Source organism: Amycolatopsis ponsaeliensis, assembly GCF_030182635.1.
Classification (GTDB): Bacteria; Actinomycetota; Actinomycetes; order Mycobacteriales; family Pseudonocardiaceae; genus Amycolatopsis; species Amycolatopsis ponsaeliensis.
In genome coordinates this window covers 608209-624530 of record NZ_JAPZLD010000001.1, presented here as the reverse complement: position 1 = coordinate 624530, position 16322 = coordinate 608209, and the positions used below count along the sequence as shown (strand labels likewise).

General features: G+C 71.4%; 11 protein-coding genes and 2 pseudogenes. 7 read left to right on the top strand and 6 right to left on the bottom strand.

Annotated elements, in window-relative coordinates:
- Window positions 1–137: 137 nt before the first annotated feature.
- Window positions 138–1124: a ferritin-like domain-containing protein gene (locus QQ657_RS02820; RefSeq protein ID WP_284740423.1), complete on the bottom strand. Its 987-nt coding sequence runs from the start codon at window positions 1122–1124 to the stop codon at window positions 138–140.
- Between the two features lie 308 nt (window positions 1125–1432).
- On the opposite strand from QQ657_RS02820, the gene QQ657_RS02815 reads away from it, so the two are divergent.
- The gene (locus tag QQ657_RS02815) at window positions 1433–2305 is read left to right on the top strand and encodes a hypothetical protein (RefSeq protein WP_284740422.1); all 873 of its coding nucleotides are present in this window, start codon (window positions 1433–1435) and stop codon (window positions 2303–2305) included.
- Window positions 2306–2362: 57 nt separating this feature from the next.
- Window positions 2363–3910 (top strand): hypothetical protein, encoded by a 1548-nt coding sequence (locus QQ657_RS02810; RefSeq protein WP_284740421.1) that lies wholly within the window; start codon window positions 2363–2365, stop codon window positions 3908–3910.
- A gap of 228 nt (window positions 3911–4138) precedes the next feature.
- Here the strand turns inward: QQ657_RS02810 and QQ657_RS02805 are convergent, their stop codons facing one another.
- Window positions 4139–5011 carry an IniB N-terminal domain-containing protein gene (locus QQ657_RS02805; RefSeq protein ID WP_284740420.1) on the bottom strand — a complete coding sequence of 291 codons (873 nt, stop codon included), beginning with the start codon at window positions 5009–5011 and terminating at the stop codon, window positions 4139–4141.
- Between the two features lie 276 nt (window positions 5012–5287).
- Between QQ657_RS02805 and QQ657_RS02800 the strand changes: the two genes are divergently transcribed.
- On the top strand, window positions 5288–7675 hold the full coding sequence (locus QQ657_RS02800) for a LuxR family transcriptional regulator (protein WP_284740419.1): 2388 nt from the start codon (window positions 5288–5290) through the stop codon (window positions 7673–7675).
- Between the two features lie 10 nt (window positions 7676–7685).
- Here QQ657_RS02800 and QQ657_RS02795 read toward each other — a convergent pair whose 3' ends face one another.
- Window positions 7686–8609 (bottom strand): Acg family FMN-binding oxidoreductase, encoded by a 924-nt coding sequence (locus QQ657_RS02795; protein ID WP_284740418.1) that lies wholly within the window; start codon window positions 8607–8609, stop codon window positions 7686–7688.
- 258 nt (window positions 8610–8867) lie between these two features.
- On the opposite strand from QQ657_RS02795, the pseudogene QQ657_RS02790 reads away from it, so the two are divergent.
- Together QQ657_RS02790 and QQ657_RS02785 are read left to right on the top strand one after the other, a co-directional pair.
- A pseudogene (locus QQ657_RS02790) lies at window positions 8868–9266 on the top strand (cbb3-type cytochrome c oxidase subunit I); the annotation flags it as partial.
- Window positions 9267–9696: 430 nt separating this feature from the next.
- Window positions 9697–9942, top strand: coding sequence for a hypothetical protein (locus QQ657_RS02785; protein ID WP_284740417.1), 246 nt, complete (start codon window positions 9697–9699; stop codon window positions 9940–9942).
- Between the two features lie 330 nt (window positions 9943–10272).
- Here QQ657_RS02785 and QQ657_RS02780 read toward each other — a convergent pair whose 3' ends face one another.
- On the bottom strand, window positions 10273–11100 hold the full coding sequence (locus tag QQ657_RS02780; protein WP_284740416.1) for an SAM-dependent methyltransferase: 828 nt from the start codon (window positions 11098–11100) through the stop codon (window positions 10273–10275).
- 377 nt (window positions 11101–11477) lie between these two features.
- Window positions 11478–12713, bottom strand: coding sequence for a serine hydrolase domain-containing protein (locus QQ657_RS02775; RefSeq protein WP_284740415.1), 1236 nt, complete (start codon window positions 12711–12713; stop codon window positions 11478–11480).
- A 283-nt stretch (window positions 12714–12996) separates the two neighbouring features.
- Here QQ657_RS02775 and QQ657_RS02770 point away from each other — a divergent pair.
- Window positions 12997–13107: pseudogene (locus tag QQ657_RS02770) on the top strand (CorA family divalent cation transporter); the annotation flags it as partial.
- 23 nt (window positions 13108–13130) lie between these two features.
- On the opposite strand, the gene QQ657_RS02765 reads toward QQ657_RS02770, so the two are convergent.
- Window positions 13131–13472: an ArsR/SmtB family transcription factor gene (locus QQ657_RS02765; RefSeq protein WP_284740414.1), complete on the bottom strand. Its 342-nt coding sequence runs from the start codon at window positions 13470–13472 to the stop codon at window positions 13131–13133.
- A 287-nt stretch (window positions 13473–13759) separates the two neighbouring features.
- Between QQ657_RS02765 and mgtA the strand changes: the two genes are divergently transcribed.
- Window positions 13760–16297 carry a magnesium-translocating P-type ATPase gene (mgtA, locus tag QQ657_RS02760; RefSeq protein WP_284740413.1) on the top strand — a complete coding sequence of 846 codons (2538 nt, stop codon included), beginning with the start codon at window positions 13760–13762 and terminating at the stop codon, window positions 16295–16297.
- The last annotated feature ends 25 nt before the right edge of the window (window positions 16298–16322 follow it).

Below are 16322 nucleotides of genomic sequence, written 5' to 3'. Positions count from 1 at the left end.
CTTCCCCCCGCCCCCCCCCCCCCCCCCCCCCCCCCCCCCCTCCCCTCACACCCCCGGCCCCCCCCGCGGGGCGGCCCTCCCCCCCCCCGGGGGGGGCCCCCCCCCCCCCCCGGGGCCCCCCCCCCCCCCGGCTCCGGTCAGCGGGCGGCGCTGGTGTTCACCTCGCCGTTGACCCCCTTGGGAAAGAAGCCGCCCGACGTGGCGGCCTTGTTGCTCAGGTACACGATGTTGAGGACCTGGCCCGGCGAGCGGCTGTAGGCGATGCCGTTGCTGTCGGTGGGCACGATGTTGGCCTGGCCGCGGCTGTCGATCACGCCCTGGTCGTCGTCGGCCGGACCGTCGAGGCTGTCGCGCGCGTTGGACAGCTTGACGCTCGCTTCCCGGAGGTCACGGCCGAGCAGGCCGAGCCCGAGGATGCCGTCGGTGTGCTGGTAAAGGGCGCTGCGGACGGTGCCGGCGTGGTAGGCCTCCACGGCCAGGATGCCGGCGGCGGCTTCGAGGTAGGTCTTGTTGCTGATCAGCGGAGCCGCGCCCTTGTAGGCCGTGACGCCGACATCCTCGAACAGGAACGCCGCGAGCAGGAAGTTCTCCTCGCAGGCAAAGGCGTCGAAGCTGTGGCCGGGCTTGACCAGGCCGGCCGCCTGGGCGGCGGCGGTGAAGCTGGACTGCAGGTCGATCGCGGGACGGCTGACCGCGGCCGAGCCGAGCGCGGTGCGCAGGAACTGGACGTGGGCCTTCTCGTCACCCGCGATCTCCTGGGCGTACTGGCGGGCGGTCCTGGTCTTGAACTTCACCGCACGGCCGCCGGTGACGCCGCCGCGGGTGCCGGTGCCGGTGGTCATCGAGTCGGCGAGCCCCTTGCCGGTGACGGCGTGCAGGTAGAACTCGGCTTCGAGGTATTCGAGGTTGAGCGCGAAGTTGAGGACCGCGCCGTCGCTGACCTCTGCCGCGGCGGCCGGCCGGGCGGTCGCGGCGGCCGCAGGGCCGGCGGCGAGCCCGCCGAGAGCGCCCGCGCCGACGACCCCGAGGCCGGTCATCCCGGCCGCCTTGAGGAAGCGACGGCGGTCCTGGTCGTTTTCGGCACTGCGGTTGATCATCGACGCGGCGTAGCGCTTGCCAAACACGGGTGATCTCCTAACCCGCCCACGCGCGAACGAGCGGGCGTAGCCCCTCGCCGGCTCCCGGCGCTGGGATGGATCCATCGTGGACATCCCGCGTTCGAGGCCGCGGATGGGCACGGATGGGTTGTTCCCCCAGGCGAGTGCTCAGGCGGAGTCGCGCCGCGCAGGAAATCCGCCGGTTTACCCGCTACTCAGAGGTAGTAAACACGTTGGAGGGAAAGAAAAACTTTGATTTACACCCAATCCAGTGATGAATGTGGCCGCGAACAACAACCGACGGTGAAGTCCAGACCCGAAGGGGGGTGAGATGGATGGATACTTCCCTGACCGAGCACGTACTCGCCCGGCATCCCCTGGTACTGCGGGTGGTGCTCGTGGCCGGTGCGTTGTTCGGATTCACCCTGCTGGCCATCACCTGGTCCGGAGCTGCGGACGCGTCCGAAAGGACGGGACCGCCGGGCCGGCCGGCACTGCTCGACCGCGTCGGTGACACCGTGCACGACGCACTCCAGCCCGCGAAACCGGCCCTCGAGCCGGTTACGGGTGCGGTGCACGCGGTGACATCGCAGGTGGCTTCCGTGGTGAAGCCGGTGACCCGTGGGCTGGAGCCCATGGTCGCGCCGGTCATCAGCCCGGTGCTGCACGCGGCGGAGCCGGTGCTGACGGCCGTGCGGCCGGTCACCGACCCGGTGCTGCACGCGGTGTCCCCGGTGACCGCACCGGTCCTGCGTGCCACGGCACCGTTGACCGCACCGGTGGTGCGGGCGATCGGCGCCGAGCACGTGGTCCCGGCGGTGACCGGGAACCCGGCGGCCGGCTGGCCGGCGATACCCGTGCCACGTGACGACATCGTGGCTTCGCCTGCCGAGACTGAGCCGGTTGTGGTTACCCAGGCCGGGCAGCAGCGCCGTCACGACGCTGGCGCCGTTTCCCGCCACGTCGGCGGGGACGGGCGCCCGGATGCCGGCCCGGCTTCCGGGCCGGACGGTGGTGGGCCGCCCGCGGGGTTCTCCGACATGAGCGGGGCGATGTCGGCGAGTCCGGGTGGCCAGCACGGCGGCGAGTACGCCGTGACCACCGCCGGGGGCGCTGTTCCCGGCACCGATCGCACGTGGCGGGCGCCGCCCGCCGGGGTGTGGTCGTTGCACTGGCTCGAGCACTACGGCAACGACCATCCGAGCTGACTTTCCCTTTCTGTCTCCTGAAATCCATAAAGGACAGATGGCAAGGAAAGGGAAGTCATGCACAAATACGTGCGACGCGGCCTGACCGCCGCATTCATCTCCGGCGGGTTCGTCCTGCTGGGCGGAGCGGTGGCCAGTGCGGACACCGGGAACTCGGGCCCGCTGGGCGGGCTCGGCAACACGCTGCACTCCGTCGTCTCCGGCACCGCTTCCGGCGGCAACGGCGGCGACTCGGGCACCGGCGGGAACGCGAGCAGCAGCAACAACGCTGTCAGCGGGAACTCCGGCAACTCGGGCAACTCCGGGTCCACCGGCGGCAACAGCGCCTACGGCGTCTGTGTCCTGGCCAAGTGCAGCACCTCGGTGTCCTCGAGCAACTCCGGGAACACGGGCGCGACCGGCTCGACCGGGAACGCCTCGAACACCAGCACCACCGCCGGTGGCCACTCCGGGAACGCCGGGAACGCCGGCAACGCCGGCAATGGCGGCTCCGGCACCGCGGCGACGGCCGGCAAGAACACCGCCGGCTCGCAGGGCAGCCGCGGCGGCCTGACCGGGGTCCTCGGTTCGGTGACCGGGACCGCGAAGGGCGGCAACGGTGGCAACTCCGGCGACGCCGGGAACGCCACCAGCGGCAACTCCGCGGTGTCGGGGAACTCGGGTGACTCCGGGAGCTCCGGCTCGACCGGCGGCAACAGCGCCTACGGCCTGTGCCTGCTGGCTCAGTGCAGCACCTCGGTGACCTCGGGTGACTCCGGGAACACCGGCGCCACCGGTTCGACCGGCGACGCGACCAACACCAGCACCACCACCGGCGGGAACTCGGGCAACGCGGGCAACGGTGGCGACGCCACCGCCGTCAGCACCGGCCAGAACTCCGCCAGCAACACCGGTGGGCACGGCTGGGGCTGGAACCGGCACGACCAGGGCGGCCAGACCGGCGTCCTGGGCTCGGTCACCGGCACCGCTACCGGCGGCAACGGAGGCAACTCCGGCGACTCCGGCAACGCGACCAGCAACAACACCGCGGTGACCGGGAACTCCGGCAACTCGGGCGACTCGGGATCCACCGGCGGCAACACCGCCATCGTGTGGACGCTCGGCGGCCAGAACAACGGCCGTGGCCACCACAGCGGTGGGCACAACGGTGGCTGGAACTCCGGCTGGAACCACAACTCCGGCTGGAACAACGATGGCTGGAAGCACGAGGGCACGAAGTCGGCCACCACGGTGACGTCGGGCAACTCGGGTGACACCGGCGCCACCGGCTCGACCGGTGACGCGGGCAACTGGAGCACCACCACCGGCGGGAACTCCGGCTGGGCGGGCAACGGTGGCAACTCCGGCGACGCCGGGAACGCCACCAGCCACAACAACGCCGTGACCGGCACGTCCGGCGACTCGGGCACCTCGGGCTCGACCGGCGGCAACACCGCCGTCACCTCGACCCGCGGGCACGAGCAGCAGGGCCGCCACCACCGCGGTGGCTGGAACCACGAGAACGGCACGACGTCGCACACCAAGGTGACGTCGGGCAACTCGGGTGACACCGGCGTGCTCGTCTCGGGCTGGAACACCGCCGCGCACACCCCGCACACCGTCTGACGGTTCGCGGGAGATCGAGGAGCGGGGGCACCGGATTCCGGTGCCCCCGCTTCGTCGTGCCCGACGACCTCGGTCGCCGTCGTGCCCGTCGCCTGCGGGTGAGAGCACCCCACCGTCCACACCGGAACAACCGCGGCGCGAAGATCCGGCGGGGCGGGGTCTTTCGCCCGCACGCAGCGGAGCGGGGCCTTCCGGCGAACCGGAAGGCCCCGCGGTGGTGCGGATCGGTCAGTGGGGCAGGTGGACGTCGTTGCCGGAGCCGACGCTCAGGTGGCTCAGATCGGCACCGATGTTGCCGCTGAGAGCGCCTTCGCCGATGTTGCCGACGACGTCGTGGACGTCGGAGACGTTGCCGCTGCCCGAAGCGATGTCGCCGACGTGGTTGGTGACATCGCCCAGGTGGTTGGTGACGTCGCCGAGGGTGCCGTTGTGCGAGACGTCGCCCAGGTGCGCGGTCGCCTGGTTCACGACGTCGCCGACGGTGTGCTCCAGGCCGGTGTTCGCGCCCAGCGAGCCGGTGAGGTCACCGATCGTCGAGCCGACGCCCTGCGCGCCGTCGACGGCCGAGGTGAGGCCGGAGACGTTCTGCAGGCCCGAGGTGAGGTTGCCGCCGTCGAGGGCACCGGTGACGTCGCCGCCGGCCACGTGCCCGGTGACGTCGCCGACCGCGCCGGTCACGGTGGTGACCGGGTCGAGCTGACCACCGCCGACGTGGTCGATGCTGCCGGCCAGGTCGCCCGCGGCGGTGAACGGGTCGGTGATGTTCTGGGTGAGGGCGGTCATGCCGCTGACCGCGCCGAGGACGTTGTTCTCGGAGGTGGCGTCGCCGAGGCCCAGGTTCTGGGTGAGGGCCTTGAGCTGCTCGATCGCGCTGGCCTGGCCGGTGATGGAGTCGAGGTTCAGGCCGTTCTCGCCGCCCAGGTTGCCCACCGGCGCGAAGTCGAGCACGAGCGGGAGGATGTCGTGCAGGTCGGCGCCGGAGACGTCGCCGAGGCCCGCGCCGTCGAGCGTGCCCTGGGGGTCGTCGCCGAAGGCGGTGCGGGCGGACGGGTCGTTGAGCAGGTTGAGCGTGAATTCGTACAGCGACTGCGCGGGGTTCATCGACCAGGCTCTCTCTGGGGGGACAGTGGCATCGCCGATCACGAGGATCACCGACCGCCCCGAAGTTAGGGCCCGGCGAGGCCGCCCCACATCGGGTGCAGCGCCTAACGGTGATCTCGAGGATCCCTGAGGGGGTTCGATCATTCGTTAGGGGGTAGCTCGAAAGTGTGGCCTGGGTCTCGCTGTCGAACAGGGAGTCACATCGCCCATCTGCGCCGGTCGCCGGTCCCGAACGCCTTGCAGGTGACCATTCCGGTCACCGTGACGGGAGGTGTCGTGGACGAGCTGCTGTCGTCGCAGGTACGGGAGCTGCTGGCGGAGATCGACGCCCGGCCGGCCGATCCGCTGCGGCTGGTCCTGACCGGCGCCCACGGTCACGGCAAGTCGACGATCCTGGCGGTGATCAGCCGGCACTACCGCGCCGCCGGTGTCCCGGTGATCGGCCGGGACGAGCTCGTCCCGGGCCCCTGGGCGGCCGAAGCGGCGGTGTTGCTCGACGATGCCGACACGCTGACCGCCGAAGCCGGCTCGCTCCTGCTCGAACGGGCAAGGGAGACCACCCGGCTGGTCCTCACCCACACCCCCGGCACTTCCGGTTCGGCCTTCACCCGGCTGACCACGGAGCAGACCCGCCACTGGCGTTTGGCGCCGTGGAGCAGTGCCGATGTCGCCCGCTTCGCCGGTGGCGCGCTCGGCCGGGCCCTTGCCCCCGAGCGTGCGGCCGCCGTGCAACGGGCGACCGGCGGAGTGCCGCGACTGATCACCCGCTGCCTGCGAGTCCCCGTGGTCGACGAACTGGTCGAGCAGTTGCGGGCCGAACTGGACGGGCTGAGCGAGCCCGGCCTGACCTACCTGGTGGCGGCCGCGGCCGGCGGCGAGAACGACGTCGAACTCCTCGCCGTCGCGCTGGACCGGCCACGCGAGGACGTCTCCGCCGTGGTCGAGCAGGTCCGCGCCGCCGGGTTGCTGGCCGCCGACGGCAGCGTGCCCCCGCTCGTCGCCCGCGCCGTCCGCGACCACGCCGCCGCCGACCGCCGGTTGACCGTGCTGGTGCGCATGCTCGAGGTCCAGCTCACCGCCGGTCAGCCGGTCCTGCCCGTCGCACGGGAGCTGCTGCGGCTCGGCGCCGCGGGCGCGATCGTGCGCGCCGGGCTCGAGGCGGCGGCCGCCGAAGTGGTCACCGCCGACCCGGGGCTGGCCGCCGAGCTGTACGCGGCTGCCGCGCGCGGCGGCAGCCCGCGAACGCGGCTGGCGGAGGGCTGGGCCCGCGCCGCGGTGCTGGCCGGGCAGTACGACACGGCGCTCCAGCTCGGCGACGAGCTGCTGAGCGCGGCCGAACCGGCTGCGCGGCACCGTGGTGCGCTGGTCGCCGGCACGGTGATCGCGCGCCGCGGCGACCTCGCCCGCGGCGCCGAGCTGCTGCGCTTGTCCGCCGACCCCGGGGCCACCCGGCTGGCCGATCTCGCCGCGATCGCGCTCGGTGAAACGATCGACGAGGTTCCCGGCGGGGCGACCGAACCGGGGCGTGCCTACACCCACGTCGCCACGCAGCTGCTGGCCGGGATCCGCGAATCGGTGTCCGGTAGTCCCGAGGCCGCGCTGGCGATCCTGCTCGGCGCGGCCGATTCGGCCGAGGCCGCCGGAATCGGTCACCTGCTGCCGGATTCACCCGCGGTGCTCACGGCGCTGGTGGCAGTGCACGCCGCCGAATTCGACCTCGCCCGCGGCGCCCTCGAACGGGCCGGCGAAGCGGACCGGCACACCCTGCTCCTGGGCTGGACGGCGATGCTGCAAGGTGATCTCGTGGTGGCGGAATCCCACCGGGCGGCCGTGCGCCGCCGGGACGTCCGCCTCGCGCCCCGCGACGAGCTGTTCCTCCACACGCTCGAACTCAGCCTGGCCAGGCGTGGTGACACGCCAGAAGTCCTGCGAGAACGCTGGGGCGCGGCGTATGAGGCCGTGATGCGGCAACCGGTCGACCTGTTCACGTTGCTGCCCCTCGGCGAGGTGCTCGTGGCCGCTGCCCGGCTCGAAGAGGGGCACCGCGTCGCGGCGCACCGGAACCAGGCGCTGGCCTTGCTGGACAGACACGGTTCGCCGCCGCTGTGGTCGGTGTGGGTGCAGTGGGCGGCCTTCCACGCCGCCGTCATCACCGGAGAGCGTGATTCCGCCTCGCGCGCATTGCGCTCCCTGGGCGAGGCCCCGGGCTACGGACCGCTCGCACCCGCGTTCGCCGCCGCGGGTGCGCAGTGGCTGGCCGTCCTCGACGGCACCATCGAAGCCGCGGCGGTCCTGTCCGCCGCGGAACGCCTCCACCGCACCGGGCTCCGGTGGGACGCGGCCAGGCTGTCCGGCCAGGCCGCCATCCGGGCGACCGACCGCACCGCGATGGTCGCGTTGCTGCGCGGAGCCAAGCAGTTCCCGGTCACCGTTCCGGCCACGGCCCGGCCCGGCCCGGCCGAACCGCCGGCGCTCACGCCCCGGGAGCGCGACATCGGCCACCTGCTCGTCGTCGGCCACACCTACCGGGAAATCGGCGAGCGACTGCACATCTCCAGCAAGACCGTCGAGCACCACATGGCCCGCCTTCGCGGCAAGCTGGGGGTCTCCGACCGCCGGACCCTGGCCACCTTGCTGGGCGGCATCCTCGACGACGCGGGGTGAAGCGGCACGACTACCGCAGCAGATCTTCGATGGCGCGGCGCGGCGTGCGCGGCGTCGGACGCCCCTTTCCGAGTTCCAGCAGCACTTGCGGCCAGATCGCGCCGCCGGCCAGTTCCCGCAGCTCCCGTCGTGCGCCCGCCAGCTCGACCGGCGCCGACCGGAAAGCCACGTCCAGGCCCGCCAGCGTGGCAGTGAGCAGCACCCGCTGCAGGGCTTGACCGACGCGCAACCGGTCGATCGGACCGTCCTCGAAGGACCCGATCACCACCAGCAGCGGCAGCTCGTCCGCGGCTCCGGCGGAAACGGGTGCCCGGCGGTGTTCCGCGGTGCCCGGGAGCCCGTCGGGGCGGTGGCGGCCGGCCCAGCGCGCACGTTCGCTCCGGAAGCCGGAATCCTCGAGCTGCTGTCGGCAAGCCGTGGCGATCAACGCGGCGGCCGCGACGAGCTGGGCTCCGGCCAGCACGACGAGCCAGGCGTGCTCGGCCTCCGCCGCGCGGCGGAGCTCGACGACCCGCGCTTCGGCGACCACGCTTTTCGTCAAGGTGCTGCGGATCGTGGACCGGTGCGGAATCGCCGAAGCCAGGCGGACCATCGCCGGATCCGGTGCTCCGGTGGGTACCGGCCGCACGACGGCGAGCAGAGAGGGCCGGTCCAGCCGCGGCCGCAGCGATCCGACGGGCAGGCATCCGCAGCGGTGCACGGCGGCGCGCAGGTTGAACAGGGCGGCACCGCAGGACAGGACCAGCTCCCGGTTGTCCTGGTCCGCCACCGCCAGCCCTCGGCTGAAGTCGCCGTGCAGCTCGATGTCGTGGTCGGTCCGCCGGAAGGCCCAGGGCTGGGTGTTGTAGACCGACGGAGCCAGCGCCGCCGACCGGAGCACGGTTTCGACGTCGGACTCGGCCAGCGGACCCACCGCGCCCAGCTTCGACCCCACGCGTCGCCCCCAGATCAAGATCGAGCACCCCACCGGAAACGGACAGCCTGTGGTCCGGACCTCACCGGTGTCGAGGGACCAAAGTCATCACCTCGAGGACGTTCGGCGTCTGGCGGCGGGACTGCCGGCGCCGTGACCGGTCGTGTGCCACCGATGGGGCCCATTGGGCCCCAGCGGGGCCGGGCACCGGGCGGCCAGCCTGACGCGCGCACGAGTCGGACGTCAGGAGCACCCAGGTGAGCACAACGACCCGTTCCCATCAGCCTGCGAACACCGCGTCAGCAGACGAAAGGCTCGATCCTGCTGCAGGTGTTCCGGACCACCGACCACAAGCAGATCGGCGTGATGTACCTGGTCACCATCTTCGCCTTCTTCCTCATCGGCGGCGCGATGGCCATGCTCATCCGCTCCGAACTCGCCCGGCCCGGACTGCAGTTCCTCTCCCAGGAGCAGTACAACCAGCTGTTCACCATGCACGGCACCGTGATGCTGCTGCTCTACGCCACCCCCAGCGTGTTCGGCTTCGCCAACTTCGTGCTGCCGCTGCAGATCGGCTCACCCGACGTCGCGTTCCCCCGGCAGAACGCCTTCTCCTTCTGGCTGTTCCTCTTCGGCGACATGCTCATGCTCGGCGGATTCCTCACCCCCGGCGGCGCCCCGGTCAGCTCAAGATGTGCGCGACAGGCCCACCCGAACAGCGCACGCCCGGAACCCATAGGGGCCGCCGCGTAGGCGACGAACCCGGGATTCGCCCGGCGGCGTGGCGGCACACCGGCCGCCGACGACCGTGCGGCCGCTCCCCCGACCGGCGCCGGCTCAGGTCGACCTTGTCGTCGGCACATCGACGGTCGTGAGCCAGCCGGTCGACAGACGTGCGGTGCCGCTGTAGGAGATTGGCCACGACGTGCAGCGCGCCGACCCCGCTCTCGATCCCCTTGGTGTCCGCGCCGGGAGCACCTCGCTTCCCCGGTCGCCACCGGCTACTCGGTCGCCCCAAAGATCCGTTTTGTCCTGCATGGTGACGGCATCGCCGCGCTCCGCCACCCGCTGATCACGCGGGGTCGCGAGCCGATCAGAAAGGCACCTGATGAGCCTGTTCGACATGATCAAGGACAAGGCCACCGAGCTGCTGGGCGGCGCGAGTGAGAAGGTCAGCGACCTGACCGGCATCGACTTGCCGGTCAGCGAGGCCGCCGACCAGGCCGCACAGTCCGCCGCCGACGTGACCGAGTCCGGGCAGGACATCGTCGACACGGCGAGTGCGCAGGGGATGGACGTCCTCGGCGCCACCGGCACGGTCGGCGACGCGATCGATCCGAATCTCCAGCGCTGAGCCACCGCTGTGCTGAGGTGAAGCAACGCCCGGACTATCGGAGTTGAGGGCTTCGGCCTGCTCCACCAAGGGGACTGGCGATGTCGTGGGCGAAGTTGCCGGATTCAGGCGTTGCGCGTGGCGATCTTGCGTAGGCTCGCTTGCGCGGGTCCGGGCGTTCGTCCCCCCTCGACGACCGGACCCGCGCTCGGCCACCAGGCGCCGGTTCTGGTCAGACGCGCGTACGCGACCAATGGAGCCGAAGCCGAGCGCAGCAGCCGCTCAGGATTGGCCACAGCAAATCAGCGGATGCCGGCGGTGATACGTCATCATCGGGTCCCCGCTCAGGGTTCACGGAGTGATGCCGACTCCGCCATAGCCGAGTCGCATGGCCATTCCCGCCGGGTGCAGCCGGGGTCCGTCGGGCCACCAGTCCTGCACGGGAGCCAAACCGGGGTCGAGGAGGTCGCAGCCGTCGAACAGCCGCCGCAACTCGGGAACAGTGCGACAGCGGACACGCCGGCCGGAGTGCACATGCCAGATCTGCTCGATGGTCTGCGGCAGGCCGCGGTCGTCCTCGGGTTCGGCCCAGCCGCACATCGCGAGCACTGATCCGGGGGCCAGCAGGGTGCGGTATCCGGTGAGTGCCGCGCTCAAGCGATGGTCGTCGAGTTCGTACTGGACGCCGCGGGTCATCAGCACCGCAACCGGGCGACGGAGGTCCAGTGCAGAGCACAGCTGCTCGCTGTCGAGCAGCCGGTGCGGATCAAGGTGATCGCCGTGCACGATATGGGTGCCGTCGTTGTCGTCCAGCAGTGCGCGGGAGTAGCTGAGCAGCACCGGGTTGGTGTTGGTGTAGACGACTTTCGCGTCGCGGTTGTACCGCTGTGCGACCTCATGGGTGTTCTCGCGAGCGCGTGGCAGGCCCGCGGCGAGGTCGAGGAACTGGTCGATGCCCCGGCCGGCGAGATGCCGGACGACCCGGACGTGCCAGGCGCGGGTCGCGCGCAGCAGCTCGGTGAAGCCGGGTGCCGCGTCCTCGAGCGCTGCCAATGCCTCGCGGTCGAGAACGTAGTTGTCGGTACCGCCGAGCGCGGCGTCGTGGATCCGCGCCGGCGAGGCGACCGGGAGCCGCCACGTCCGGGCGGTGAACAGGCCAGGAGGTGGTGCGAGTGTCATGCCGCGCCTCCGGCACCTGGTGGGGAAACAGAACAAGGCCGCATCGGCTGGCAGCCTAACAACTTCGGTAACACCTGTGACCACTTCGGCCGCGACACGAAAGCATGGTTCACAGTCGATCGACTTTACTGTCAGTGGATGTCGAACCGGAGGCGCGCCAAGAAGCCGGAGCTCTGCAGCCGTCCGGGCCCTTCCGGCCGCTACTGACCGTCGCAGGTGACGTATGGCGTCAAGAAACCTGGACTCCCACACAGCGTCGCTACGTCCGGCATTCTGCCACCGAGCAGGCGGCACTTGGCCGACTTCGTCCCCCGACGGGACGTCGACCGATCCGCCTGCCCGGCCCGGCGTGTACCGCAGATCAGCCGGCCGGCAGGCTAGGCTCCGCCGGCCCGCCCGCCGCAGAACACCTTCTCGATGAGGCTCTGCACCGCCTTCTGATACGCCTCCGCGGGAGCGACCCCGGTGTCCACGTAGTTGATCGAGGCCTCCAGGGTCTTGCTGCCGTCGGGCGTGCTGTACATCAGCGTCCCGTAACCCTGGACACTGCCGTTGTGGTTGATCAGCATGGTGCCGCTGCAGTTCGCATCCGCGTGCAGCTCGAACACCCCGAGCCCGTAGTCGCTCGTCGGATCGGGAGTCGCGTGCGGTTCGAGCATCTCGGCCAGCAGCGGTGCCGGGAGGAGCTTCCCGCCCAGCAGCGCGGAAATGAACGTGCCGAGATCCTTGGTCGTCGAAATCATCTCACCGGCACTGGAGATCCAGGACGGGTTCTGACGGGTGATGTCGACCGTCTTCCACTGCCCGGCGTCCTGATACCGGTAGTAGCTGTGAGCATGCGGTCCGGCGATCTCCGGCGACGTGCCCGGGACCACGGTGTCCCGCAGCCCGAGCGGACGCAGGATCCGCCGTTGCATCTCGTCGGCGTACGAGCGGCCGGTGACCTTCTCGATCAGCAACCTGGCCACCACGTAGTTGGTGTTGGCATAGCTCCAGTCCGTGCCCGGCGCGAACCGCGCCGGCTTGGCCAACGCGAACCGCACCAGGTCCTCCGGCCGGTAGGTGTGGAACCGGTTGTCCACCCACTCCTTGCCCGACCAGGGGATCCCCGGCACGACCGTCCCGTCGGGGTAGTACTCGCCGGTGTAGTTGAACAACCCGCTGGTGTGCTGCAGCAGCATCCGCACGGTGATCCGCCGATCGAAGCCGAATCCGGGCAGGTAGTCGTCCACCGGAGTGTCCAGCCCGATCTTGCCCTCGGCCACCAGTTGCAGCACCACGGTCGCGGTGAAGGTCTTGGTGGTGCTGCCGATCCGGAACCGCCCGTCCGTCGGCGGCTTCGCGGGCTCATCCAGCTTGCGCACGCCGGCGCTGCCGACCCAGTCACCCCGCTGGTCGTGCACGCGCAGCTGCACCCCGGCGAAACCGGAATCGACGATCGCCTGGATCGTCTCCTGCAACTCCGGGCGCCCTTGCCGGGCGGCGGCCCCCGCGACGGCCGTACCGCCCGCGGCGGACACCCCCGCCAGCAGCGTGACCGCAAGCGCCGTCACCCCCACCCGCTGGAAGACCCGCGGCATCCCGCCACTGTTGGTTTCGTTCCCCCTGGTCATTTCTCGAACCTCCAGTCCGACGCGTCGAGCACGTCTTGTCGTGGAACGCTTTGACAGCTCCGACCATCGCCGCCCGCCCTGACATCGAGCAGCCACCGCGCTGACACCGTCAGGAGATCTTGCGGCGATAGGTGACCGTGGGCACGAACGCCGAGCCGAGGAACAGCACGAAGGATCAGGAGGCCGGCGATCGCACGGCCGGCGAGGAGAAGCTGCCAGTGCTGGTTGGCCGCCACCGAGTTCCCCGCGGTTGCCGATCTTGCGGTCAGGTACGCCGACGGGCGAGGACGACGACATGCGCAAGATCACCGCGTGGGCGGCGATCGTCGCCGTGCCGACCATGGGGGCCGGGATCTACGGCATGAACTTCGGCTACATGCCCGAGCTGCACTGGGAATCGGCTGGCTGTGACGCGGTTCAGGCCCCGTGTGCCCGCGGCTGATGGGCCGGGGCGCCGCGGTGGTGCTCGATCGCCAGCTGGACCAGGCGGGCGACGTGGGGGTCGTCGACGTAGTGGATCTGGTGCTTGCCGCTGCGGCGGGCGCGGACCAGCCCGGCGAGCTTGAGCTTGCCGAGGTGGTGACTGACGGTCGCGACGCTCTGGCCGGTCGCATCAGCCAGGGTGCCGACGTCGTGTTCGGCCTGGGACAGCAGCCACAGCAGGTGCAGGCGGACCGTGGCCGACAGCAGGCCGAAGGACGCCGCGGCGTCCTGCAGCAGCTCGGGGGGCAGGGGCTCGGGGTCGGGCGGGGAGGGCACGGGGTCATCCTTTCGGTGTCCCCCTCAGCGTGACGTAGCACCCTTCACTTGCACAAGTGTTTGACTGTTCTGGTGCGCTGCGGTCTACTGGGACCCGGCCGCCACCCCGCCCCGGGGCGCTGCGGCCTGCCACGTGAAGGGAGGTGAGCCGGATGACCGGCGAAGGAAGTAGTACCCGCGATCGCGTGGACCATCGGCCTGCCTCCGTCGAAACGGGGTAGGTCCGGGTCGGTCCGCGTGGTCTGCGCCGCTGTCGTCAGCACGGCCTCCACGGACAGGACCTCCTGATGCCCCGTTTTCCGCCCCAGCCCGTCGCGCTCGGCGACGCTCCGGTGCTCACCGTCTTCCGGCAGCTCGCCAGTTCCCCGAAAGGGCTGACCGAAGCCGAGGCCGAAGACCGCCTCCGCGAGCACGGCGACAACCGGGTCGAACCGCCCCGCCGGATCAGCGTGGCGCGTCGGCTGGTGGCCGGGGTGCGCAGCCCGTTCGTCGCGTTGCTGACCGGGCTCGGCGTGGTGTTCGCCGTGGCCGGCGACGTGCGCGGCGCGGTCACCGTCGGCGTGATGGTCGTGCTGAGCGTCGCGCTGCGGTTCTGGCAGCACAGCCGGTCCGACCGCGCCGTGCTGGCCCTGCGGACGCAGGTCAGCACGACTGTGACCGTGCGGCGCCGCGCCGAAGACGGCGCCACCGGCGTCGACCGGGAGGTGCCGACGACCGACTTGGTCCCCGGGGACGTCGTGCTGCTCGGGCCCGGTGACATCGTGCCGGCGGACGTCCGGATCGTCGCGGCCACCGGGCTGCGGGTGGACCAGTCCGCGGTGTCCGGCGAGGCGTTGCCGGTCACGGACCCTGCGGTGGCCTTCGCCGGGACGTCGGTGGTCGGCGGATCGGCGACCGCGGTCGTGCTCGCCACCGGCACCGCGACGTTCTCCGGCTCGCTGGCCGCGCCGGTGCCGCGCGCGGAGTCGAGCTTCGATGCCGGGGTGCGCCGGGTCGGCTGGACGCTGATCCGGTTCATGCTGGTGATGGTCCCGATCGTGCTCGTGGTCAACGGCACGGTCAGCGGGAACTGGGCTCAGGCCGGGATGTTCGCCGCCGCGGTCGCGGTCGGCCTGACTCCGGAGATGCTGCCGGTGATCGTCACGGCGAACCTCGCGCGCGGCGCGGTGCGGTTGTCGCGGCGGCGGGTCATCGTCAAGCGGCTCAACGCGATCCAGGACCTCGCCGCGATGGACGTGCTGTGCGTGGACAAGACCGGCACGCTGACCGAAGACCTGGTCGCCTACGCGCACAGCATCGACTCCGGCGGCCGTCCGGACGGCGAGGTGGCGGAGTACGCCTACCTGGCCGTGCACTTCCAGAGCGCCCGGCGCGACCGGTTCGACGAGGCGATCGTGGCCCAGCTCGCCGTCGACGACGAGGACCGGCTGACCGACGCGATGTTCTCCGGGGTCGACGAGATCCCCTTCGACCACGACCGCCGCCGCGCCACCGTCGTCGTGCGCCGCGCGCACGAGCGCGTTCTGGTCACCAAGGGCGACCCGGACGAAATCCTCCCCCGCTGCGGCCACACCCGCCGCGGCGACGAGATCGTCGCACTGACCGGTACCGCCCGGACCGAGGTCGCGGACCTGGTGCGCGCACACGCCGAGCACGGCATGCGGCTGCTGGCCGTGGCGGCCCGCGAGGTCCCGGCCAGGCTCGGCGGCTACGGCGAAGACGACGAGACCGGGCTCGTCCTGGTCGGGTTCGTCGGCTTCGTCGACCCGGTCCGCGACGGCGCCGCCGACGCGGTGAGGGCCCTCGCCGCACAGGGTGTCCCGGTGAAGATCCTCACCGGCGACAACCACCACGTCGCCGCGCGGGTCGCCGCCGAAGCCGGCGTGCCGGTCGGCGAGGTCGCCCTGGGGCACGAAGTCGGCGCGGCCGACGACGCCGACCTGCGCGCGCTGGTCGAGCGCACGACGGTGTTCGCCAAGCTCACCCCGGCGCACAAGGCCCGGATCGTGACCGCGCTGCACGCGAACGGCCGCGCCGTCGGGTTCATCGGGGACGGCGTCAACGACGGCACCGCGTTGCGCACCGCCGACGTCGGGATCGCACCGGACACCGCCACCGACGTGGCGAAGGACGCCGCCGACCTCGTGCTGCTGGAGCGCGACCTCGGTGTCCTGGCCCGCGGCGTCGTCGAAGGCCGCCGGACGCTGGGCAACACGCTGAAATACGTCAACATCACCGCCAGCTCGAACTTCGGGAACGTGCTGACCGTGCTCGTGGCGAGCGCGTTCCTGCCGTTCCCCCCGATGCTGCCGATCCAGCTGATGGTGGCCAACCTGCTCTACGACGCCGCCCAGTTCGCGCTGGCCTTCGACCGCGTCGACGCGGACTACCTGCGGAAACCACAGCGCTGGGACGCACGCGGGCTGACCCGGTTCATGCTGGTGTTCGGGCCGGTGAGCTCGCTGTTCGACCTGTCCACGTTCGCGGTGCTCTGGTGGGTGTTCGACGCCGGTGGGCACCCAGGCGTGTTCCAGACCGGCTGGTTCGTCGAAAGCCTGCTCTCGCAACTGCTCGTGGTGCTCGTCCTGCGAGCGCGCCCGGCCCCGTTCCGCGGTGGCCGGCCCGCTCGTGCGGTGCTCGTCGCGGCCGCGGTGGCCGGGCTGATCGGGCTGCTGCTGCCGCTGACCCCGGCGGCCGGACCGCTGCGGATGCTGCCACTGCCGGGCAGTTACCTGCTGTGGCTGCTGCTGGTGCTGGCCGGCTACGTGCTGGCCGCGCAGCTGGCCAAACGGATCTACGCCCGCCGCCGCCCGGCGTGGTGGTGACCGGACTTTCCCGTACGAGAGCAAG